Raw genomic sequence first — 22,160 nt, 5'->3', positions numbered from 1 at the left:
CAGATTGGCATATCAAAAGCTTTTTACCGCAATATATGCTGTTTAACTTTCTATTTTCTTCCCATTTTCATATATATAACTTGGTTTATACATCGTTACCAATTCTTCTGCCATCGTTGGATGCACTGCCATCGTTTCATCAAAGATATCCTTCGTCAGCTTTCCTTTGAGAGCTATCCCAATAAGCTGTGCCATCTCACCAGCGTTTTCCCCTAAAATATGAGCGCCCACAACAATACGGCTTTCACCATCAACAATGAGTTTCATAAGCATTTTCTCTGAACTACCAGAAAGAACATTACGCATAGGACGAAAAACTGTACGATAAATTTCAAGACGCTTATAACGCTTTACCGCCTCCTCTTCTGAAAGACCAACCGTTCCAATCTCTGGCTGTGAAAAAACTGCTGTTGTAATTAAATCATAATCAGGTGTTGTTGGAATATTCTCAAATGCTGTCTTAACAAAACACATTGCATCATGAATCGCAACAGGTGTTAATTGAATATGACCTGTTACATCACCAACAGCCCAAATATGGGGGATATTTGTTGTCATTTTCTCATCAACAACAACTGCACCAAATTCATTCACCTTAACACCTGCCCGCTCAAGTCTTAAACCCATTGTATTTGGTACACGCCCCGTAGCCAACATAATCTGATCGGCTCTGATTATTTTCCCATTTGATAAAATAACTTCATAACAATTTTCTGCAGCCTGCACTTTAGAAATTGTTACACCATAGAGAATAGAAATCCCTTTTTCAGTCATTTCATCGCTGAGCAATTGCCGCAAATCATGATCAAAACCACGAAGGATTAAATCACCACGATGGAGCAGCGTTGTTTTTACACCTAATTCATGAAAAATATTAGCAAATTCAACACCAATATACCCTCCACCAACAATGACTATTGATTTTGGGAGTTGATCAAGGTCAAAAATCTCATTAGAAGTGAGGCAAAATCCACCGCCTTCTATGGACGTATTTGGTGCAACTTTTGCCCCTGTTGCAATCAAAATTTTTTCTGCACTGACCCGCTCACCCGTGGCAGAAAGCTCTAATGTGTTATCATCTACAAAAGTAGCACGACTTTCATAAATATGCACATTGTTATTCTCTAATCCCTTACGATACAGCCCTTCTAACCTTGATATTTCTTTATTTTTAGCTGCAACCAACTTTTCCCAACTAAAAATTGGATCCGCATATTTCCACCCAAAACCAACACTTTTCTTAAATTCTTTTACATATTGTGATGCATAAACATAAAGTTTTTTGGGAACACAGCCACGAATAACACAAGTGCCCCCTATACGATATTCCTCTGCTATAGCGACCCGCTTGCCAAGACCTCCAGCAAGCCGTGCTGCACGCACTCCACCAGAACCACTTCCAATAACAAATAAATCAAAGTCAAAAGAGCCCACGAATTATTCCTTCTTATACATCTGCAAGAGTAGGCTAAGATCTTTTATTATCAAATGAAAGTCTTTTTTTCTTTTGAAGAAGCCTTTTTTATAAAGCAGCATTCTAAAAGGACTTATTCTCATTAAAACATTTAAAACGGCGGGAAAACCGCCGCTATTTTAAAAATCAGAAATTGCCCATTGGTTGTCATGATATCAATCAAGCTATTTTTTATTTCCTGAAGATTCTGATTTTATAGGCACATTTGTAGGCATCGTAGAATTATTCAAATTAAGTGTTTCAGACATCTCTTTTCTCACATTTTCTACAAGATCCTGCATAAAAGCAGTACGCCATATATCAAATGCTGAGTAAGAATCACGTGCGATATTGGGAACTTCTGTCAAAAACTTTTTACCGGTATCAGAATTATAAAATGTTGTTATTGCATCAAGCTCTTTTTGAGTAAAATATTTTGCATATACATGAGCAATCTCTTTTTCTAGATCAGAGCGCCTTTTAATTAAAGCAAGTGCGTGCTTATCAACAATATCAGAAATATCCGCTGCCAAGTTTGGATCATCCCTCATCAGTACAGTTTTAAGATCTTCTACCGCATTTGGTAAAAAACTATCAAACTGATCCGTTGCGTGAATGGCACTTATAGCTTTTCTAGCTGAATCTAAATGTTGATCGCTCACACCTTGTGCATAAGCCATTCCAATATTCACAACAAAAACGACAACTACACCCAAATATACGACAAAACGCTGAAAAGAAAATATTATTTTCATTTAATGATTACCCCGATCGCTAATTATAATTTTAATTCGTTATTCTACCTAAAATCTTTAAGACCCTTTTTTACTGTGCTAACATATCGTCATGAAACTGTCTTCTCTAAAATCAAAAGATTCTAAAATTTTTGTTTGACCATCAGCCATAGCGACAATTGCACGTGAAGCCAACCCCAAAAAAAGTCCATGCTCAACAACACCAGGAATAGCAAGAAGTGCATCCGATAATGGTTTTGGTTGCAAAATGCAGCCCCAAAATGCATCAAGAATAAAATGGCCACCATCTGTTTCAAAAGGATTTTTTCCATTCATTCGCAATGCAATTTTTCCAGAAAGCCCTAAATCATCAGCAACTTTTTCAATGGCTCTGCATGTTGTGTGGATACCAAATGGATTAACTTCAATTGGTAGTGCAAAAGCACCAAGTCTTTTTACCACCTTTGTTTCATCCGCAATGACAAGCATTGCACGAGATGCCGACGCTACAATTTTTTCATACAACAATGCTCCCCCTCCCCCTTTAATGAGCATCATCTCAGGACCAATTTCATCTGCTCCGTCAATATCAAGATCCAGCTCAGGTATTTGTTCTAAAGTGCTAACAGGCACTCCAAACTTATGACAGAGTTGTTCAGAATATTTTGAAGTAGCAACACCAGTCACCCGCAAACCATCCGCAACACGCTCACCTAGAAGACGAATAAATTCATTGACTGTCGAACCAGATCCGATTCCAAGCCGCATACCATCTTCCACAAACTCAAGCGCTTTAATAGCTGCCATTTTTTTTAACTGCTGAACATTCATGAATGACTTTGCCTTCTATCCGTATAAGCAGCATTTATCACCCCTATTACCACCGATAATAATGATAATAAAAGATAACCTCTTGACGCAATCTATTTAAATTGACCATCATCTTTTGCTTGAAGAGATGTTACTCGTTATAGAAATATATGATAAGAATAAAATAGAATAATCAACAATTATCTTTTTTATTTCTTTGAGAATATTTGTTAGCATTTTTCTCATTCAATAAGAATTTTTGATTTATTTTGTGCTATCAATAGGATGCACAAAAATGCACATATCAATTTTTTTGAAAAAATTAAAATGATCAGATATAAAAAATCATCTATTTCTAGAAAACTGTAGATTATTATCTCATTTCAATGACGTTGATAAACTTACCAATTTAAATACCGTAAAATATTATGAGAAAAGTCTTCTGTTATTTTTTGTTTTGTCATTATCCAAATGTGAAGCAAAATATGACTGATTATATGTTTTTATGAACGCTGTCTGTGCATATTCCATGGTCTATGAAACCCTAGCGAAGACCAAATAATATCTCCACCTTTGGTCATCATAACGCTTCCTCGTGATAACAATTGTTGAGGTATAAATATTGTTTTTGCCTTCTTGTAACAAGTTGGATTATGCATCACAAATGTCTGAATGAGAATATCTGCCTCTACACATTGACCTGTTTCTCTCTGTAAAACGATCACTTTTAATCCATTATCCAATAAAGATGTACATACATGATAATCACAAATAAATTGTCCGTGCAACGAAGGACCATATTTTGTTGGTTTAATCGTTTCCTTCACACGAAATGACTTTTTCCATATGGATGTCGTGAACTTAGAAATATAGTAACGATCAATATATAACTTTTTATCATGGATAACGCCCACGAGACGCATATTATCTGCTATAATCAGTTGTACAGGTGAATGCATTACACAAATAGAAATACCTGCCAAAATAAACAAACTAAAAAAGAGCCGGATGGGTGTTTTGCAAAAAGTCAGTCCAACCAAGCCTATACTCAATAAAACTAACGCTGATAACGGCATAAAACCAGGATTCAAATCAGGAGAAATAGCCTTGATAGCATGTGCAATCTTTATTACAAGATCAACTCCAAAACCCATAATTTGAAGAGGAAGCCATTCGAATCCTCCTAACATTGCAAGAACTGCGATTAATCCAAAGGGAATGACAAAAATTGAGATGACAGGCAAAGCAAAAGCATTACTGATAATGCTCAACGATGCCATATTAGAAAAATGATAAGCAGCATAAATTCCACTTGCACTCCCTGCAACAAAGGAAGAAGCACATGTTGAAAGCATCGATAAGAAAACAAAATTTATCACTCCTCCTCCAACATAAGAGGGAGTTGTTTTTCTTTTACGAAAAAATGACCTTCCACTCCACCAATCAAAAAAAGCGATCAAAGCAGCAGTCGCAGAAAAGGACATTTGAAAGCTAGGACCTAATATTTCATGGGGTGTCATCGCTAGAGTTATCAACCCTGCAATGGAAAAATTACGCATTGTTATAGCAGAGCGATTACACAATATAGCAACCAACATAACAGCAATCATCACAAAACTTCTTTGCGCTGATATTGCTAAGCCCGACAATAACAAATAAAAAGCTGTTATCATAAAAGCAACGATAGCAGCAAATTTTTTACTGGAATAATAGGAAGAAAAAACTGGAAAAAATGCTAAAAAACTACGGATACTCAAAAGAACTATGCAGCTTAACAACGCCATATGTAAACCTGATATTGATAAAATATGAGCTAATCCAGCTGTACGTAATGCTTCATTTGTCTCATTTGAAATACCAGCACGCTGCCCTGTTATGAGGGCAGCTGCAACACTCCCCTTTTCTCCTTCAAGGGCTATACGGATTCTTTGTGTCATCTTCGTGCGTAAATTTTCAATTTTCTGTAGAATGATAGCGAATATTCCATCAGGCTGCGAAACGGATATTTTTCTTGGTTTTCCTAAATAAACGCCTTGTGCTCCAATTCTTTTAAAATAATTATGAAAACTAAAATCGTAGCCTCCTGGACGCACCGGCCCAGAGAATGCACGAATCTTAACTTTTCCATGCAATCCATCACCAATCGCTAAGCCAGATGGCAAATATCTTGCCGATAAACGAACACGATGAAGACTATGGCGTAATACGGGATTTTCTGTATTCAAAATATCCAAAACTAAACGAAATCCTCCTTTGGCACCTGACTCAATAGAAACAATTCTTCCCGTCAATGTAGTGACAATGTCACTGCTTAGCATGGGTGTTGCAATACGCCACGTTTCTATTTTTGCCGCTAAAACACCCAATATAATACAAAACAGAAACCCCACGGGAATCCATATTTTTCGATAAAAACGTGCAACATAGAATATTCCCAGAAAAATACTGACCAACGCCCCCAATTGTCCCCAACTTGGTTCCCACTCTAAATGAAAATAGAAAATGATTCCTAGGGCAAAAAAGACTAAAATCAGCGAAAAAAGGATACCAAAAGAAACTTCTTTATTAATACAATCTTCTAACCATTTGCGAAAAAAAATGATTACTTCTTTTAAGAGTGTCAATAAAAAAAGTTTTTGTTGATTATAGCTACCGTTCTTTGCATCATCATACCTAGAAAAAACACTCTGCCCTATCTGACATGGCTTTTTTCTTTCTGTAACAGATTTTTCGGATAAACCCTCTTTACTTTTATAAAACATCAGTCCCCCACTTTAACTCGCAATACGGCTATTGCACGCCCCATCACTTATGCTAACATGACTTTTCTATAAAATTCCATAAGTAATATCTTAGTTTAAAGGAAAATATTCGTGTCTGTTATTACTCGTTTTGCCCCTTCACCCACTGGCTTCCTTCACATTGGTGGTGCTCGTACTGCTCTTTTTAATTGGCTTTATGCAAAACATACCGGTGGAAAAATGCTTTTACGAATTGAAGATACAGACCGAGAGCGTTCAACAGAAGCAGCTGTAAAAGCCATTATAGATGGCTTGCACTGGATGGGTCTTAGTTATGATGGCGCCCCTATTTCGCAATTCGAACGTGCAGAACGTCACCGCCAAATCGCTGAACAGTTGGTCAAGAATGGCAAAGCATATTATTGTTATGCTTCACCTGAGGAGTTAGCTGAAATGCGTGAAAAAGCCCGTACAGAAAGGCGCCCACCCCGTTATGATGGACGTTGGCGGGACCGTGATAGTTCTGAAGCTCCTAAAGGTGTTAAGCCTGTTATTCGCATCAAAGCCCCTCAAGATGGAGAAACGATCATACATGACCGTGTTCAAGGTGATGTCCGTTTTCCTAATAAAGATCTCGATGACTTTGTTATTTTACGTTCTGATGGTTCGCCTACCTATATGCATGCTGTTGTCGTTGATGATCATGATATGGGCATCACACATATTATACGTGGTGACGATCATCTTACCAACGCAGCCCGACAAACGATTATCTTTAAAGCAATGGGATGGGACATTCCTGTTATGGCCCATATTCCTCTTATCCATGGTGAAAACGGTGCAAAATTATCAAAGCGACATGGTGCGCTCGGTGTTGATGCCTACCGAACAATGGGATATCTTCCTGCTGCTTTGCGCAATTACCTTGTCCGTTTAGGTTGGAGTCATGGTGATGACGAACTGATGTCACTTAAAGATATGATTTCTTGGTTTGATATTGAGGATATTAACAAAGGTGCTGCTCGTTTTGATCTCAAAAAACTCGATTCCATCAACGGACACTATATGCGTATGAGTAATGATCAAGAACTTTTTGATGCCGCTCTTAATATTCTACCAGAAACCGATAGGGGAGCACAAATTATTGAAAGACTTGATGAAAAACGCCGTGTTCAATTTTTAAAAGCAATCCCGCATTTGAAAGAACGTTCAAAAACACTGTGCGAACTGATTGACAATGCCTCCTTCATTTTTACGCAACGACCTTTACAACTTAATGAAAAAGCTCAAATACTCTTAGATAAAAATGGACGAACCATTTTAAACGATCTTTATCTTGCTCTGAAAGCTTGCCCCTCTTGGGATACAAAAACTCTAGATGAAACACTTCGCTCTTGTGTACAAACACAGAATCTCAAATTTGGATCTATCGCCCAACCACTTCGCGCAGCTCTTACAGGATGTGCAACATCACCAGGTGTTTTGGATGTTCTTATTTTATTAGGACGCGATGAATCCCTTCATCGCATCAAGGACCAACTTATCACAACAATATGCCCATGATGGACACTGAGTATATTTCCTCAAATAAGGATCTATACAGATATCTCAACGTGCCCTAAAAGAGTTTTTTATGTTATATCATTGAAATACATTTCTTATTGAGTAATAATGATCAATAAGGAAATATTTTTAGATTGCATGTACTCACTTTTAGAGGCAATCTACCCTTAAATAAGTAAGAAAAGCTTCAGTTATACATCCCCCACTCTGATGAAGCAGAGTCTTAATTTTTAGAAGTGAAGGATCTGAAAGGAATACCGAATGTCTGAGAATAACGCATATATTATTGTGAATGATAAAAAAGTAGAGCTTCCCTTGCGTAAAGGCACGAGTGGACCTGAAGTCATTGAAATTGCTTCTCTCTATAAAAAAACCGATATTTTTACTTATGATCCTGGTTTTACTTCAACAGCTTCTTGTGAATCAAAAATTACTTATATCGATGGTGATAAAGGCATATTGCTTTATCGTGGTTATCCTATTGATCAATTGGCTGAAAAAGGAGACTTTCTCGAAAGTTGTTATCTTTTACTTTATGGTGAACTCCCAACACAGCAAGAAAAAAATGAATTTGATCGATGTATTATGCAGCATACCATGGTCCACGAACAATTTGCACGCTTCTTCCATGGCTTCCGTCGTGATTCTCATCCTATGGCCGTCATGGTTGCCTGCCTTGGCGCTATGTCTGCGTTCTATCACGACTCTATTGATATTACAGATCCTCAGCAGAGAATGATTGCTTCTGTTCGTCTTATCTCAAAAGTTCCAACGCTTGCTGCTATGGCCTATAAATACAGTATTGGACAAGCATTTGTTTATCCACGTAATGATCTTAGTTATGCTGCAAATTTCCTCCATATGTGCTTTGCTGTTCCTTGTGAAGAATATAAAACAAACCCTGTGCTTGCTCGGGCGATGGATCAAATCTTTACCCTTCATGCAGATCATGAACAAAATGCTTCTACATCTACGGTACGTCTTGCTGGATCCTCAGGTGCTAATCCGTTTGCCTGTATTGCAGCAGGTGTTGCATGCCTTTGGGGACCAGCACATGGTGGTGCCAATGAAGCATGCCTAAAAATGCTACAAGAAATAGGTTCTATTAAAAGAATTCCTGAATTTATTGCACGTGCAAAAGATAAAAATGATCCTTTCCGCCTTATGGGCTTTGGGCACCGTGTCTATAAAAATTATGATCCACGTGCAAAAATCATGCAAAAAACCTGTCATGAAGTTTTAAAAGAACTCAACATTCAAGATGACCCTCTTCTTGATATTGCAATAGAGCTTGAAAAAATTGCCTTAAGTGATGAATATTTTATTGAGAAAAAGCTTTATCCCAATGTTGATTTCTATTCCGGCATTACATTAAAAGCTCTAGGTTTTCCAACTGAAATGTTTACTGTCCTTTTTGCATTGGCGCGCAGTGTCGGGTGGGTGGCACAATGGAAAGAAATGATTGAAGACCCTGCACAAAAAATTGGTCGTCCTCGACAACTCTACACAGGCTATGCTATGCGTGACTATGTTCCTATAGATGAACGTGCAAATTAAAAAAAGAAATCAATAAAGCTTCAATTTACTGAAGCTTTATTGAGAGTAATCAAAAAACATCCTTTAAGAATTTTTATAAAACGTGATTTTAAAACTCTTTCTACAGAGATAACATCATCATAAAAATTTACTAAAAAATTCTAAGTTTTAGCTCTGTAAAGAAATTGAGAATACTCTTCTGCGAATTAGCCAAACATTTAGCAAAAAGAAATTGAAAATTTTACCTTATAATCCTTATTATCTTTAATGGAAATGTATTCCCTATTATTCCCCCATGTTTAAAAGCCTTATTACATATTAAAATCTAGCAATGTCAGAATTTTTCTTTCTATCTTCTTCAGATAAAATTGCAAAAAGCTTACATTAAGTGCTTCTCTAGTTAGAATAAAAACACTTTACATTTTGTCCTGTTAAAAGCTGAAATTTTCTTTGTATTTAAGTTGATAGTTTTTCTTTTAAAGATAAATTATTGATTTTTAAATAAAATTATTAAAAATCACCCTATAACCAATAAGAGGTGACTTTCTTTCCTATATTTTTTATTCCCATACTTTATAAAAAGAAATTATTTTTTTGATAATGATATTCAGCATAATGATAGCAAAATGAACACAGATAAATTTTTTACATTGCTCCAAAAGAGCTTACAGATTATAAAAATTCATGATGGTTTCATATTTGCCAGCTTATCTAATAGGAGAACATAATGAAATTATTAGCAGGAGCTCTTATAATAAGCGCGACACTATTTACCCTATCGGCCAATTCTCAAACGCTGAAAATTGCAAGCGATGCTTCTTATCCGCCATTTAGTTATATTGACTCAAATAACAAACTGCAAGGGTTTGATATTGATATATCTTATGCGCTTTGTAAAAAAATGAATGTTGAATGTACTATTGTCACACAAGACTTTGAGGGGATGATTCCCGGTCTTCTTGCCAAAAAATATGATGCTATCGTTTCTTCCCTTTCTCCTACAAAAGAGCGCTTACAAAAAATTGATTTTACAGATCCTTACTACAACACAGCACTCGCTGTTATCGTTACCAAAAATTCGGAAATTAAAGAAATCTCAACACAAGCCTTTAGAGGTAAAAACCTTGGTGTACAATCAAATACAACACAAGCTGCATATGCGGAAGATCATTATGCCTCTGAAGGAGTTAATATCAAACTTTATCCTACAGCAACAGAAGTTAATCGTGATCTTTTAAGCCATCGGCTTGATATCATCATCTTTGATAAATTAAAAGCATTAAATTGGCTTGAAAATGAAGGAAAAGACTGCTGTCTCCTCTTGGGAACTCTAGAAGAAACAAATTTTCCTATTGCAATTGCACTCCGTCAAAATAATAATGATCTTAAAAACAGTTTTAATAAAGCAATAGAAGAAATCCGCGCCGATGGAACCTATGAGAAAATTATGAGAAAATATTTTACTTTCGATATCAATTAGATAGTACTATGAATTAAAACTCAATCTGTATATTTAAGGGGTATCTTTAACTCTTTATTGAACATGCAGGTATAATTGGAAATTCGGCATTTTTATAAGAAAATTTACATTTATCAAAATAACTTTTAATTGCTCCTTGAGATCTAAACATTTTGTAGAATCTAATGACAACAATAAGGTTGTATTTTTACCGTATCAAAATCTAATTTTTTTATGTTCAAATTTAATAGCCTTATTTTCAAGAAAAATCCTCAGTTTTTACTCATGAAATGATTCAAATCAATCATTTCGTGAAAATTAAGCTATCATACAAGCAATAAGATATTTATTCTTTTTTTATCAATAATGCCCAACATAATGATCTAAAATAAACATCAATAAATTTTTGAATTGCTCCCAAAAAGCTTACGGATTATAAAAACATAATGATTTCATATTGCCCGCTTATCCAATAGGAGAACATCATGAAACTATTAGCAGGAGCTCTTATAATAAGCGCCGCACTATTCACCCAATTGGCTGATGCGAAAACATTAAAAATTGCGAGTGAAGGCACCTATCCTCCCTTCAGTTATATTGACTCAAATAATAAATTGCAGGGACTTGATATTGATATATCTTATGCACTCTGTAAAAAAATGAATGTTGATTGTACTATTGTTACACAAGACTTCGAGGGAATGATCCCTGGACTTATTGCAAAAAAATATGATGCTATCATTGCTTCCCTCTCTCTCACACAAGAGCGTTTACAAAAAATTGACTTTACAGATCCTTACTACGATACAGCACTGGCTGTTATTGTTACCAAAGCTTCGGGAATTAAAGAAATCTCGACAAAAGACTTTAGAGGTAAAAATCTTGGTGTGCAATCAAATACAACACAAGCTTTCTATGCAGAAGATCATTTTGCCTCTGAAGAGGTGAAAATAAAACTCTATCCTTCCACAATAGAAGTGAATCGTGATCTTTTAAATCATCGACTTGATGTGATTATTGTTGATAAATTACAAGCATTAAATTGGCTTAAAAATGAAGGAAAAGATTGTTGTCTCCTCTTGGGAACTCTAGAAGAAACAAGATTTCCTGTTGCAATTGCAGTCCGTCAAAATAATAATGATCTTAAAAATAAGTTCAATGAAGCAATAAAAGAAATCCGTTTGGATGGAACTTATGAAAAAATTATGAGAAAATATTTTACAAGTGATGTTTATTAAATATCAATATGATATTTAATAAAACCCGTTGGTTATTGCTAAAAAATATTATCTAACTCTTTCATGAGGAATATAAGAATGATTGAAAATTTAGCATTGCTATCATTTAGCAATGGTGGATGGGGAGCAGTTATACTTTCCAGTGCAGGAATGACTTTGTCATTGGCATTATGTTGTGGACTTCTAGGATTTCCTCTAGGACTTCTCAATGCAGTGATGATTCGATCCAATATTAAGATGGCCAAAGCTATGGCACGCCTCTTTTCAACGATATTTCGTGGGCTACCAGAGCTTTTAACTTTGTTTTTAGTTTACTACGGATTACAAAGCCTTATTCAAAATTTATTTGACTATTTTAGTTTTGAAATCATGTTCAGTATCAATGCTTTTGTTGCTGGTGTTCTTGCCCTTAGTATGGTTCTTGCAGCTTTTTCTTGTGAAGTTTGGCTTGGAGCATTTAATATTTTTGATAAAGGTCAATATGAAGCAGCTAAAGCTTTAGGGCTTTCACGGTCAACCACATTTTTTCGTATTGTCTTCCCTCAGCTCATCCGAAATGCCTTGCCAGGACTTTCTAATAATTGGCTTACTTTACTGAAAGATACATCCCTTGTTTCTACCATCGCGCTTGTTGACCTCATGCGACAAACGAATCTAGCTGTCGCTGCTACCAATAAACCCATGCTATTTTATTTTGTAGCATGCTTACTCTATTTGTTATTTTCAGCGGTTTTTACTGCAATCTTACGCTATTTGGAAACATACACTCAAATAGGCTATAAAAAGGTGCTAGGTCAATGATTCCTGAGTGGCTTTATTTTCTTTTTAATCCTGATCTTTTAAGTCATTATGGACCAAAATTTATTAATGGCTTTATTGTTACTGTTGAACTTGTTTCTATTTCTTGTTCTCTAGGACTTTTTCTTGGTATGCTTATCGCTTTTGCACGTCTATCAGAGAATACATTTTTACAATATTTTGCAAATGCTTATGTCTATTTTTTCCGTGGCTCTCCTTTATTAGCTCAACTCTTTCTTTTTTATTATGGGCTTGGTTCAATGAACAGTTTTTGGCAACAAGTGGGGCTATGGTGGTTTTTTCAAAACGCGTGGTATTGTTGTCTTTTTATTTTTACACTCAATTCTGCTGCCTATCAATCTGAGATCTTTAAAGGAAGTTTTCTATCCGTAACAACTGGACAACGCGAAGCATCAAAAGCTTTAGGTTTAAGCAACTCTGTCACATTTTTTAGAGTTATTCTTCCACAAGCAATGATTGTAGCATTACGCCCCCTAGGAAATGAGTTGATTTTAATGATTAAATCCAGTGCTGTTGCCTCACTTATTACTGTTTATGATTTAATGGGGGTTGCTAAACTCGCTTATTCACGGACTTTCGATTTTCAAGTTTACGTTTGGGCTGCTCTTATCTATCTCTTTATCGTTGAACTCATTCATCGTTTTATTGTTTTTATCGAGCAGCGCCTCACTCGATATTTACGGTAAATAAAATGATCATAAAAAACTTTACCAAACCAAAATGTTGAATTAATCAAGTTCTTCATCAATGAAAGAATAAAATAAGATGAATTTGAAAAATAATAAATCGATCTCTCCCAGTAAAAAACCAGTGATCTCTATTCGAAATCTAAATAAATGGTATGGAAACTTTCAGGTCCTACATGATATCAACTTTAATGTTCAAGCTGGTGAACATATCGTTATTTGTGGACCATCCGGATCAGGAAAATCAACGTTAATTCGTTGCATTAATCAATTAGAACAAGCACAAAAAGGTTCAATCTGTATCCATAACGTTGATATCCATACTGCACCTATACAACAGCAAAAAAATGTTCTTCGTAAGATAGGAATGGTCTTTCAGAACTTTAATTTATTTCCCCACATGAGCGTTATACAAAATTGTATTTTAGCACCTATGACAGTTCAGGGACTTTCCAAACAACAAGCAAAAGAACGGGCAATTCGTTACTTAACGCATGTTGGTATTGAAAAACACTGTGAAAAATATCCTTTACAACTTTCTGGTGGGCAACAACAACGTGTTGCGATTGCCCGTGCACTTTGTATGGAACCTGAAGTCATGCTTTTTGATGAACCAACCTCTGCTCTTGATCCAGAAAGTGTGGGAGAAGTTTTGGAAGTGATGGCTCGATTGGCCGATACAGGGATCACAATGCTTTGTGTTACCCATGAAATGGGCTTCGCACGTAAAGTCTCAGAAAGAATACTCTTTCTAGAAAATGGAAAAATTGTTGAAGATGCAGCCTCTGAAGAATTTTTTACCAATCCTAAAAGCCAACGTGCTTGTAATTTTCTTGCTAAAATTAAATATTAATCATTAAAATATTGCTTTATTTATACAATTTTATTCCTGCTTTTTAAAATAGTGATAATTGTTTGTGCGCCAACAACCCCCGATGGTACTTCAGTTTTCATTTTCTGTTCTACCATCTCAAAGGAATCAAGTTGTGCCTGTCGCAATAAAGGATTAGCCAAAAGTTGTTCTACCTGTCTTGCTAACATGCCAGGACGGATTAATTCATTCAAATATTCCGAAACAATAGGCTTATCAGCAATAATATTTGGAAGAGCAGCACTCCATAACATCATTTTAGGAAAAATAAATAATTTAGAAAAGAAATCAAGTTTATAGCAAAGAACCATAGGAACTTTTGCTAAGGCTAATTCAAGTGAAACAGTTCCATGTGCAGCAAGAGCAACATCTGCTTGTGCAAAAGCACGCCATTTTTCATCTTCACCAACTACAATTTCTATCTTGCTTTTCCAGCCCTGCACAAAGTCCCGGATTCTATCTACCAAATGAGGTAAGGTTGGTAAAATAATACGTAAATGAGGAATACGTTGTACAAGAATCTCTACTGTTTCTCGAAAAATAGGCATTAAGGAACGAATTTCTGAATTGCGTGATCCTGGCAAAATAACTAATGTAGGCGATAATGTTTGTGTATCGATCAAATTTCTTTGTTCTAATTGGCTTTTTTTTTCTGACTGAATTCTCAAAAGGGGAGGATATGTCAAAAGACGATGTCCAACATAAGTCGTGGCAGGGCCTCCCAAATCTTGCATAATCTTTTCTTCAAAAGGAAAAACCGCTAAAACATGATCAACAAATCCACACATAGCTTTTGCACGCTCTGGCCTCCATGCCCAAACGGTTGGTGCAATATATTTAATGATAGGAATAGAAGGCGCTAAAGCACGTACCTTTTTTGCAATACGATGCGTGAAATCAGGACTATCAATAATAATTAAACAATCAGGTTGTTCTTGTGCAATAAATTTGGATAAATTGCGAATATGTAGCAACAACAATGGTAGTTTTTTCAACACCTCCTTTAAACCTATTAAAGCAATATCATGGGAATCAAAAAAGCTTTTTAAGCCTAATGCCTTTAAATGGCTCCCCCCAACACCAATCAAATGAATATTGCATCCTATCTGTTGTAATAAACAAGAAATTAGATCGGCCCCAAGTAAATCACCAGATTCCTCACCTGAAACCACTGCAATCTTTAAGAAACAATTATTCATGACCAAACTTTTCAAATGTCTCTATAAATAAAGAATATTTGTTGGCTTTTTCTATTGTTGTTTTCACCGATAATATTAGACTTCTATTTGCCTCCACCGCAACACCAGATAAACCACTCTTTGCAATATTCATTATTGTCGCGGGCCCAATTGATGGCAAATCAACGCGATTATCCTGTTGTGGTTTTGCGCATTTTACAAGAATGCCACCTTTAAGGGGAATTTGCCCTCTTTCTCGCATTTCACAAATACGCCACAACATATTATCAGTTCCCTCAGCGCCCTCTAGAGCAACCACCCTTCCTTGAACAACGACAACGGCTTGCCCGATATCTAATTGACCTAAAAGCTTTGCTGCTTCTACTGCTAAAAAAATATCTTTTTTCTCTTTTGGAGTAGCGCGCCGTACTGTTAAATTAAATTCTATGGGAGCTAAAAGATCTGGGACTATTTCGTGAGCACCGATAACACAAAAACCGTGTGCTTCAATAACCCGTATAAAAGCTTTTAATAACGCATCGTCTCCCCTCTTCAAAGCTCCGATTAAATTAGGAAGAGCTAAAAATGTTGTCCAGTCCAGTCGCAATTGTTTAAGAAGTGGACGCTTTTTCACACCACCTGCCAAAACAACATTATATACACCAGCCTCTTTTAAAATTTTAACGAGTCGTGCTAACTCTACAATTGATAGCTCGCAATGCTCATAGCGATAAAGAACAGAATCTGCCTCACCATGCAAAAGCACAAGAAAAGGATTTTCTCCATTCTTCTCAAGAGTCTGCGCAACAGTAATCGGTAGAACACCATTTCCTGCTATAATAGCAGTACGGCCGGAAAGAAAACTTCTGGCTCCCCAAATAGGCATTTTTAATCCTTATGTTCTTTTATTCTAACACCTTCAAATTTTGGTGTACAATAAAAACGCTTTCCTTCTTCTTTAATAAAATTAACAACTTCAGAAACAGACTGAGAAGAAGAATAGAAAGAAGCAACATCACTGACACGCTCTTTAAATGGTTTGCTATGATCAAAAAGCATAGCAACCGCATGACGGAGTGCATGAATATCTTGACGCTCAAGTCCTGCACGCTTCATACCAATAATATTGAGTCCAGCAAGTTTTGCCTGCACACCAACAGCTGTTCCATAAGGTATCAGATCACCAACCAGTGCAGATACGCCGCCGATAAATGCATGATGTCCAACACGAACAAATTGATGAACAGCAGCACCACCACCAATAATCACATAATCACCAATAGTAACATGACCAGCAATCATTGCGTTATTGGCAAATGTTACATGATTGCCTACATAACAATCGTGAGCGATATGCGCATAACAAAAAAATTGGCAATTATCACCAACAACTGTCATTCCTACACTCGAATCGGAGCCCCTATGCATTGTTACACCTTCACGAATCGTACAATTCTTACCAATAAAAAGAGTTGTAGCCCCTCCTTTATGTTTATTATTTTGCGGATCTGCCCCCAAAACGGCATGAGAAAATACTTTACTCTTGGCTCCTAACGTTGTCTTTCCCATTATTACAACATGACTTGTCAAACTACATTCATCACCAATAACAGCCTCTGAACTAATATGGCAAAATGGTCCAACGCGTACATTCTCACCAAGCTGCGCTCCCTTCTCAACAAGAGCAGTTGGATGGATTTTCGTACCGGACATTTTTAAATTCCCATCAAATATCGTTTATTCTTCTTCGACAATCATCGCAGCAATTTCTGCTTCAGCGACGCGGACATCTTCTACTTTTGCAACACATGAAAAACGTCTCATACCAGATCTTTTTTTCAAAAGCTGAACATGAATCTTGAGCTGATCACCAGGCATAACCGGCTTACGAAATTTCGCATTATCAACCGTCATAAGGTAAACTAAATTTGTTTGCTTATTGCCTAAATTTAAAAGCGCTATTGCTCCTGCCGTTTGTGCCATAGCTTCTAAAATCAAAACTCCAGGCATAACAGGCTTTGAGGGAAAATGTCCCATAAAATGTGGCTCGTTAATCGTTATATTTTTAATACCAATCGCTTCTTGTTCACCATCAATATCAATTATACGATCAATTAATAAAAATGGATAACGGTGCGGTAATATTGATAATAGTTTTTCAATATCGACAGTCTCTAAGTTTTTAGTTTTTTCACTGCTGATCATATCAGCGTTTCTCCTTTTTAACTTTTCCCATACTGCGCAAGGCCGCTACTTCACGAAACCATTGTTTAAATGGTCGCGCTGGACTACCTCCCCATTTTTCGCCATCCGGAATGTCATTCATAACACCACTACGAGCAGCAATCTGAACAGATTTACCTATTATGATGTGATCAGCTACTCCCACACTTCCGCCAAGCTGAGACATATCCCCTATAGATGTACTTCCCGCAATGCCACATTGAGCGGCAATAAGACAATAGCGGCCAATTTTTACATTGTGGGCAATTTGTACAAGATTATCAATCTTGCTTCCTTCACCAATAACAGTATCTTGAAATGTCCCACGATCAATTGTCGTGTTCGCACCAACTTCTACACCATCCTCAATAATAACGCGACCAAGCTGTGGAATTTTCTCGATTCCAGAAACGCCCCCAACATAACCAAAACCATCTTGCCCAATGCAAACACCAGGATAAAGCTGAACCTTATCACCTATTATAGAACACTGAACTGTTACCTTAGGAGCAATATAGCAGTCACATCCAATACGGCAATTTTCACCGATAACAGCTGTGGATGAAATAAGAGTTCCTGCTCCAATCTCAACATTTTTACCAATAACAGCTCCCGCTTCAATACACACATCATGTGCCAACTTAGCCGTTGGATGAATATGCGCATGCGATGAAATCCCCTTCTGCCCCAACCAAGGCATTGGCTTGACAGAATCTGGAAACAAAATACGACCAATCTGAGCAAAGTCACGCTGTGGTGTGGATGTCACCAAAATTGCCATAGTCTCGGGAACTTTAAAAACAATCTCATTCGTACACAAAACAGCAACAGCAGAACTGTCCAGTAAAGCATCAGAAAACTTCCGATGCTCTACAAAAACAAGCGAACCTTCCACAGCACTCTCAAGTGAAGAAAGAGTATTGATAACTTTATGAGAAAACTCTGGATTAAGAAGCTTTGCACCCGTCAACTCAGCAGCATTTGCAACTGTCAATCGTCGGGACGGCGTAAAAAAAAATGTATCCGCCATCAAAACACTTTCTCTCCCAGCTTAAGCTATTCTCTTCAAGTTTTTCCTTCTTAAAATCGCTCAAATCAGAACTTCGTAGAAATACCAAAGTTCAATTGTTGCAAACGATCACCTTCCTGCTTCGTTATTGGCCAAGCATAATCAAAACGCAAAGGACCAAACGGAGAATCCCACATCAAACTCACACCTGCAGATGAACGCCAAGCACTTTTTGTATTGGTAACAGACGGTTCACCCTTAAAAACGGCTTTATAATTATTGCCATAAAGCGTGGCAATATCCGCAAATAAAGCACCGCGCAACCCAAATCCTTCAGGCACGACAGGGATAGGGAACTGTACTTCAGCAGTCGCATTCATATATGTCGTTCCCCCCAAGAAATAAACCTCACCCTTACTGGAAACCTGACGCGGACCTATTCCATTATATTTGAACCCTCGAATCATATCAGAATTTACTTTAAACATATCGAAAATACGAACACCATCTCGGCCCATTCCGTGGATATAACCACCCCCAAAGGAAAGCAAACCAACGATATCCTTCTGGTCAGAAAGAGTCTTGTACATCATCGCCTTACCCGTGGTCTTCAAGAACTTTGCACTCCCACCAAGCCCTGCATATTCCTGAAGCAGATGCACGTACCACCCATCATGAGGGGATCTCACATCATCAATCGTATTATAGGTGAAACCATAACTAATTGATGAACGTTTCCAAGGGCTGTGTTTTGCAGCTTGAACAATCGCACCAGAATATTTCCCATATAATTCTATTATGTCACTCTCTTTGTCAAAATCATACTCTCCGCCAAAATCATATTCTTCCTGCACATAAGAATAAGCTACATTAGCAGATAATTGATTATTAATAGGTAACGAAAACCGCAGCGACCCACCTGTCTGCCGTACATCATAGGCTTTATCAGCACGATAAGTACTACGAAAAACATCAACGCCAGCAGATAAACGATACCCTAAGAAATAAGGATCAACAAATGATAAATTATAATTACGAGATTTTTCTTGCCCCGCACCTAATCCTAAACGAACATATTGACCACGTCCCCCAAGATTACGTTCAGTAACAGAAACTTCAAGTGACATACCAGGACTTGTTCCCCCTGTTGTATACCCTCCAGAAAGAGAGAGATCTCCTGTTGAAGCTTCAACGACATCTATTACCAAAACAACTTGGTCAGATTGATCTGTAGGAACCATTGAAATATTAACGGCTTTGAAGAAACCTAAACTTTCTAGACGACGTTTTGCCCGCTGTAATAAAGTTTGATTGTAAGCATCTCCTTCGTTTAAATCAATCTCACGGCGAATGACGTAATCACGCGTTTTCTCATTGCCACGTATATCAATACGTTGAATATAAGCACGTGTACCCTGTTCAATATTATATAAAATTGAAATTGTATGATTTGCTAAATTACGATTTCCCCGCGGTTCAACTTTAGCAAAAGCATATCCCGAATCAGCAACTTTGTTATTAATAGTTGCAACAGACTGTTCAATATCTTCTGCACTATAAACATTACCTGGCTGGGTTTTAAGTATCCTTTTCACAGATTGAACGTCAATTCCATCAACATCACTTTCAACCTGAATATCGCTAATTTTATAGAGTGCACCCTCATCAAGAACGAAAGAAATTTTATACGTATTGCTTGCTGCATCAAAAGTTGCTTTAGAAGAGACTACACGAAAATCTGCATAACCACGGTTATAATAAAAGCGACGTAAAGCTTCTTCATCAACAGCGAGGCGCTCTTCACTGTAAACATCACCTCCCAACAACTTCGAAAAAATTCCTGAAGTTTTTGTTGAAATCACATCACGCAAACGGCGACTTCCAAAGACACTATTGCCCTTAAAAGTGATATCACCAATCTTTGTTTTTTTCCCTTCAACGACATTAAATACCACATTAACCCGCCCTTTTCCAAGGTTAATCGTTTGAACGTTAACAGTGATATTATTACGACCAAGAGTTTTATAAGCCTCACGAATTGTATTTATATCAGCAGAAAGCTTCGCAGAATTAAAAGGCTCATTCGGTTTTAAAGAAATAAACCGCTTAAGATCTGGGTCTTTAAAAGATTTATTTCCTTGAAACAATATTTGATTGACAACCTCATATTCTTTTACGAATACAACCAATTTATCACCCACCGGATTTATTTTAACATCATAAAATAAACCCAATTCGAAAAGGTTCTTCACAGCACTATCAACATCACCACTGGAAACACCTTGCCCAACCTTAATCCCCATATTGTCTCGAATCGCCTGAGAACTTACAAACTTATTCCCACGAACCTCAATAGAGCGGACTACAGACGCTTGTATTTCTCCGACCGCAGCAATTGACATAAAAACCGTTGCTGGGGCAATCATCCCCATCTTTAACACCAATACAGATGCTGCATTTAAAAACTTTGAATTCGTAGTCATTGGCTTTTTTACCTTACTCTCGTTCCTTAGACATGATGCCTTAAAAAGCTAACTGCCATAACAACCTTTTTACAGCGAGACTTTTCATTCCTTAATTACTCATTATAATGTACAATGCCACAACATTTTGTAGACATGGTAAACAACCTTCAATTTGTTTTTGCTATTATTACTTAATTTATAAAGCGTTTTCCATAATTTAATTAGCTAAACCAACAAAAATAATCATTAAAAAAGACAAAGATCATAAAAAGGAAAAGAATGGAAAAACCTAAACGAAAAACGATTCCCTGAATTTTAGCAGATATTTTCCTCCCAGTAATGACCTCAATGACATGCAATAAAAGATGCCCACCGTCAAGCGGTAGAATCGGAAAAAGGTTAATAAGCCCAACACTTATTGAAAGAAAAGCTGCTAAATTCAATAAAGAGATAAAACCTGTCTCGCTCACTTTCCAAGCAATTTTAACGGTTTTAGAAGGTCCACTTAGCCGACAACGATCCTCTTTGCCTCCTATTAAACGACTCATAAAAAGAACGGTTTGAGTGGCGATAAACACAGTACGGTCTGACGCTTTTCTTACAGCTGTTACAAAACCATAGCGAATATGTTTTATATAAGTTGGATCTAAACGTGCAGGATTATTTAAATCAACAGGAACACCTACACCTATCATAGCACTTCGTGTTCGATTACCAAATCCATCATCTCGCTCAACGACTTTCGGGGTAATCATCGTTGTAAAGAATCGCCCCATGCGTTCTATTTTAAACTCTATGGGTTCTCTTCCGTGAAAAGCTACATAATTCATCAAATCTTCAAAGCTTTCAACCCGTCGCCCATCCATTTCAACAAAACGATCACCTAATTCCAAACCGGATTGAAGAGCAGGGCTATCTTTTACCAAAGAACCAACAACGGGCTCAATGGCTACACGACCATAGATAAAGAAAAAAAATGTTAGAATAACAACAGTAAAAAGGGCATTGAAGAAAGGACCGGCAAAAACAGTTGCTGCTTTTTTCCAAGCATGCGCACTAGCAAATGAACCATCAACAATCAGAGATGATTGGGATGATTCCGTATCGATTTTTTCCTCATCCCCAACAAATTTTACATAACCTCCTAAGGGGATAAGTGCTAAACGCCACTTCGTGCCATGCTTATCTGTACAACTCGCTATTTCTGGTCCAAATCCAAGCGAAAAAATTAACGCCTTAATACCACACCACCGACCAATGAGATAGTGCCCAAATTCGTGTACAAAAATGATAATCATAATGATGAAAAGAATACTCAAACTTCTTAAAAGAAAATCACCCATAGTGACGATATGATTTAAAAGTTCCAAACTAT

General features: G+C 36.9%; 18 protein-coding genes. 7 read left to right on the top strand and 11 right to left on the bottom strand.

Annotated features, from left to right (window positions below; genetic code table 11):
• Window positions 1-42: 42 nt before the first annotated feature.
• From gor to ACFIO5_RS06215, 4 genes are all read right to left on the bottom strand, one after another.
• Entirely contained in the window at window positions 43-1,434 is a 1,392-nt protein-coding gene (gene gor, locus ACFIO5_RS06230) for a glutathione-disulfide reductase (RefSeq protein ID WP_375636875.1), read from the bottom strand.
• 204 nt (window positions 1,435-1,638) lie between these two features.
• On the bottom strand, window positions 1,639-2,208 hold the full coding sequence (locus ACFIO5_RS06225) for a DUF2059 domain-containing protein (protein ID WP_375634725.1): 570 nt from the start codon (window positions 2,206-2,208) through the stop codon (window positions 1,639-1,641).
• Window positions 2,209-2,286: 78 nt separating this feature from the next.
• Window positions 2,287-3,018 (bottom strand): ribose-5-phosphate isomerase RpiA, encoded by a 732-nt coding sequence (rpiA, locus tag ACFIO5_RS06220; protein WP_375618356.1) that lies wholly within the window; start codon window positions 3,016-3,018, stop codon window positions 2,287-2,289.
• A gap of 482 nt (window positions 3,019-3,500) precedes the next feature.
• Window positions 3,501-5,759, bottom strand: coding sequence for a ComEC/Rec2 family competence protein (locus ACFIO5_RS06215; protein WP_375636877.1), 2,259 nt, complete (start codon window positions 5,757-5,759; stop codon window positions 3,501-3,503).
• Window positions 5,760-5,870: 111 nt separating this feature from the next.
• On the opposite strand from ACFIO5_RS06215, the gene gltX reads away from it, so the two are divergent.
• The 7 genes from gltX to ACFIO5_RS06180 all read left to right on the top strand — a co-directional run bounded on the left by gltX (window position 5,871) and on the right by ACFIO5_RS06180 (window position 13,892).
• The gene (gene gltX / locus ACFIO5_RS06210) at window positions 5,871-7,301 is read left to right on the top strand and encodes a glutamate--tRNA ligase (RefSeq protein WP_375634727.1); all 1,431 of its coding nucleotides are present in this window, start codon (window positions 5,871-5,873) and stop codon (window positions 7,299-7,301) included.
• 261 nt (window positions 7,302-7,562) lie between these two features.
• The gene (gene gltA / locus ACFIO5_RS06205) at window positions 7,563-8,858 is read left to right on the top strand and encodes a citrate synthase (protein WP_375634728.1); all 1,296 of its coding nucleotides are present in this window, start codon (window positions 7,563-7,565) and stop codon (window positions 8,856-8,858) included.
• 706 nt (window positions 8,859-9,564) lie between these two features.
• Window positions 9,565-10,317: a transporter substrate-binding domain-containing protein gene (locus tag ACFIO5_RS06200; RefSeq protein WP_375612135.1), complete on the top strand. Its 753-nt coding sequence runs from the start codon at window positions 9,565-9,567 to the stop codon at window positions 10,315-10,317.
• A 464-nt stretch (window positions 10,318-10,781) separates the two neighbouring features.
• Window positions 10,782-11,534: a transporter substrate-binding domain-containing protein gene (locus ACFIO5_RS06195; protein ID WP_375632791.1), complete on the top strand. Its 753-nt coding sequence runs from the start codon at window positions 10,782-10,784 to the stop codon at window positions 11,532-11,534.
• Window positions 11,535-11,612: 78 nt separating this feature from the next.
• Complete coding sequence (locus ACFIO5_RS06190; RefSeq protein ID WP_375632790.1) at window positions 11,613-12,335, top strand: ABC transporter permease; 723 nt, start codon at window positions 11,613-11,615, stop codon at window positions 12,333-12,335.
• Window positions 12,332-13,039, top strand: a complete 708-nt coding sequence (locus ACFIO5_RS06185) for an ABC transporter permease (RefSeq protein ID WP_375632788.1) — start codon at window positions 12,332-12,334, stop codon at window positions 13,037-13,039. The genes ACFIO5_RS06190 and ACFIO5_RS06185 overlap by 4 nt, the downstream gene beginning before the upstream one ends.
• A gap of 79 nt (window positions 13,040-13,118) precedes the next feature.
• The gene (locus ACFIO5_RS06180; protein WP_375634730.1) at window positions 13,119-13,892 is read left to right on the top strand and encodes an amino acid ABC transporter ATP-binding protein; all 774 of its coding nucleotides are present in this window, start codon (window positions 13,119-13,121) and stop codon (window positions 13,890-13,892) included.
• 20 nt (window positions 13,893-13,912) lie between these two features.
• On the opposite strand, the gene lpxB is transcribed toward ACFIO5_RS06180, so the two are convergent.
• The 7 genes from lpxB to ACFIO5_RS06145 form a co-directional block, all read right to left on the bottom strand.
• Window positions 13,913-15,109, bottom strand: a complete 1,197-nt coding sequence (gene lpxB / locus ACFIO5_RS06175; RefSeq protein ID WP_375634731.1) for a lipid-A-disaccharide synthase — start codon at window positions 15,107-15,109, stop codon at window positions 13,913-13,915.
• Window positions 15,102-15,974, bottom strand: a complete 873-nt coding sequence (locus tag ACFIO5_RS06170; protein ID WP_375632782.1) for an LpxI family protein — start codon at window positions 15,972-15,974, stop codon at window positions 15,102-15,104. Before ACFIO5_RS06170 ends, lpxB begins: the two co-directional genes overlap by 8 nt.
• A 2-nt stretch (window positions 15,975-15,976) precedes the next feature.
• Window positions 15,977-16,801: an acyl-ACP--UDP-N-acetylglucosamine O-acyltransferase gene (gene lpxA, locus ACFIO5_RS06165; protein WP_375609506.1), complete on the bottom strand. Its 825-nt coding sequence runs from the start codon at window positions 16,799-16,801 to the stop codon at window positions 15,977-15,979.
• Window positions 16,802-16,825: 24 nt separating this feature from the next.
• Window positions 16,826-17,293: a 3-hydroxyacyl-ACP dehydratase FabZ gene (fabZ, locus tag ACFIO5_RS06160; protein WP_375618367.1), complete on the bottom strand. Its 468-nt coding sequence runs from the start codon at window positions 17,291-17,293 to the stop codon at window positions 16,826-16,828.
• A 1-nt stretch (window position 17,294) separates the two neighbouring features.
• Window positions 17,295-18,341 carry a UDP-3-O-(3-hydroxymyristoyl)glucosamine N-acyltransferase gene (gene lpxD, locus ACFIO5_RS06155; RefSeq protein ID WP_375612127.1) on the bottom strand — a complete coding sequence of 349 codons (1,047 nt, stop codon included), beginning with the start codon at window positions 18,339-18,341 and terminating at the stop codon, window positions 17,295-17,297.
• Window positions 18,342-18,406: 65 nt separating this feature from the next.
• The gene (bamA, locus tag ACFIO5_RS06150) at window positions 18,407-20,803 is read right to left on the bottom strand and encodes an outer membrane protein assembly factor BamA (RefSeq protein ID WP_375632780.1); all 2,397 of its coding nucleotides are present in this window, start codon (window positions 20,801-20,803) and stop codon (window positions 18,407-18,409) included.
• A gap of 203 nt (window positions 20,804-21,006) precedes the next feature.
• Window positions 21,007-22,155: a M50 family metallopeptidase gene (locus ACFIO5_RS06145; protein ID WP_375634732.1), complete on the bottom strand. Its 1,149-nt coding sequence runs from the start codon at window positions 22,153-22,155 to the stop codon at window positions 21,007-21,009.
• Window positions 22,156-22,160: the final 5 nt, after the last annotated feature.

This window comes from Bartonella sp. AA86SXKL (genome assembly GCF_042196885.1).
Note: the sequence above shows the minus strand (reverse complement) of the source record. Positions and strands in the feature narration are given on the sequence as shown.

What these genes read in the sequence shown, in the direction of transcription:
- lpxA (WP_375609506.1), bottom strand. Translation starts at nt 16,801, where the DNA reads ATGTCCGGTACGAAAATCCATCCAACTGCTCTTGTTGAGAAGGGAGCG.
- ACFIO5_RS06225 (WP_375634725.1), bottom strand. Translation starts at nt 2,208, where the DNA reads ATGAAAATAATATTTTCTTTTCAGCGTTTTGTCGTATATTTGGGTGTA.
- ACFIO5_RS06200 (WP_375612135.1), top strand. Translation starts at nt 9,565, where the DNA reads ATGAAATTATTAGCAGGAGCTCTTATAATAAGCGCGACACTATTTACC.
- lpxB (WP_375634731.1), bottom strand. Translation starts at nt 15,109, where the DNA reads ATGAATAATTGTTTCTTAAAGATTGCAGTGGTTTCAGGTGAGGAATCT.
- rpiA (WP_375618356.1), bottom strand. Translation starts at nt 3,018, where the DNA reads ATGAATGTTCAGCAGTTAAAAAAAATGGCAGCTATTAAAGCGCTTGAG.
- ACFIO5_RS06170 (WP_375632782.1), bottom strand. Translation starts at nt 15,974, where the DNA reads ATGCCTATTTGGGGAGCCAGAAGTTTTCTTTCCGGCCGTACTGCTATT.
- ACFIO5_RS06215 (WP_375636877.1), bottom strand. Translation starts at nt 5,759, where the DNA reads ATGTTTTATAAAAGTAAAGAGGGTTTATCCGAAAAATCTGTTACAGAA.
- ACFIO5_RS06190 (WP_375632790.1), top strand. Translation starts at nt 11,613, where the DNA reads ATGATTGAAAATTTAGCATTGCTATCATTTAGCAATGGTGGATGGGGA.
- bamA (WP_375632780.1), bottom strand. Translation starts at nt 20,803, where the DNA reads ATGACTACGAATTCAAAGTTTTTAAATGCAGCATCTGTATTGGTGTTA.
- ACFIO5_RS06180 (WP_375634730.1), top strand. Translation starts at nt 13,119, where the DNA reads ATGAATTTGAAAAATAATAAATCGATCTCTCCCAGTAAAAAACCAGTG.
- gltA (WP_375634728.1), top strand. Translation starts at nt 7,563, where the DNA reads ATGTCTGAGAATAACGCATATATTATTGTGAATGATAAAAAAGTAGAG.
- fabZ (WP_375618367.1), bottom strand. Translation starts at nt 17,293, where the DNA reads ATGATCAGCAGTGAAAAAACTAAAAACTTAGAGACTGTCGATATTGAA.
- ACFIO5_RS06195 (WP_375632791.1), top strand. Translation starts at nt 10,782, where the DNA reads ATGAAACTATTAGCAGGAGCTCTTATAATAAGCGCCGCACTATTCACC.
- ACFIO5_RS06185 (WP_375632788.1), top strand. Translation starts at nt 12,332, where the DNA reads ATGATTCCTGAGTGGCTTTATTTTCTTTTTAATCCTGATCTTTTAAGT.
- lpxD (WP_375612127.1), bottom strand. Translation starts at nt 18,341, where the DNA reads ATGGCGGATACATTTTTTTTTACGCCGTCCCGACGATTGACAGTTGCA.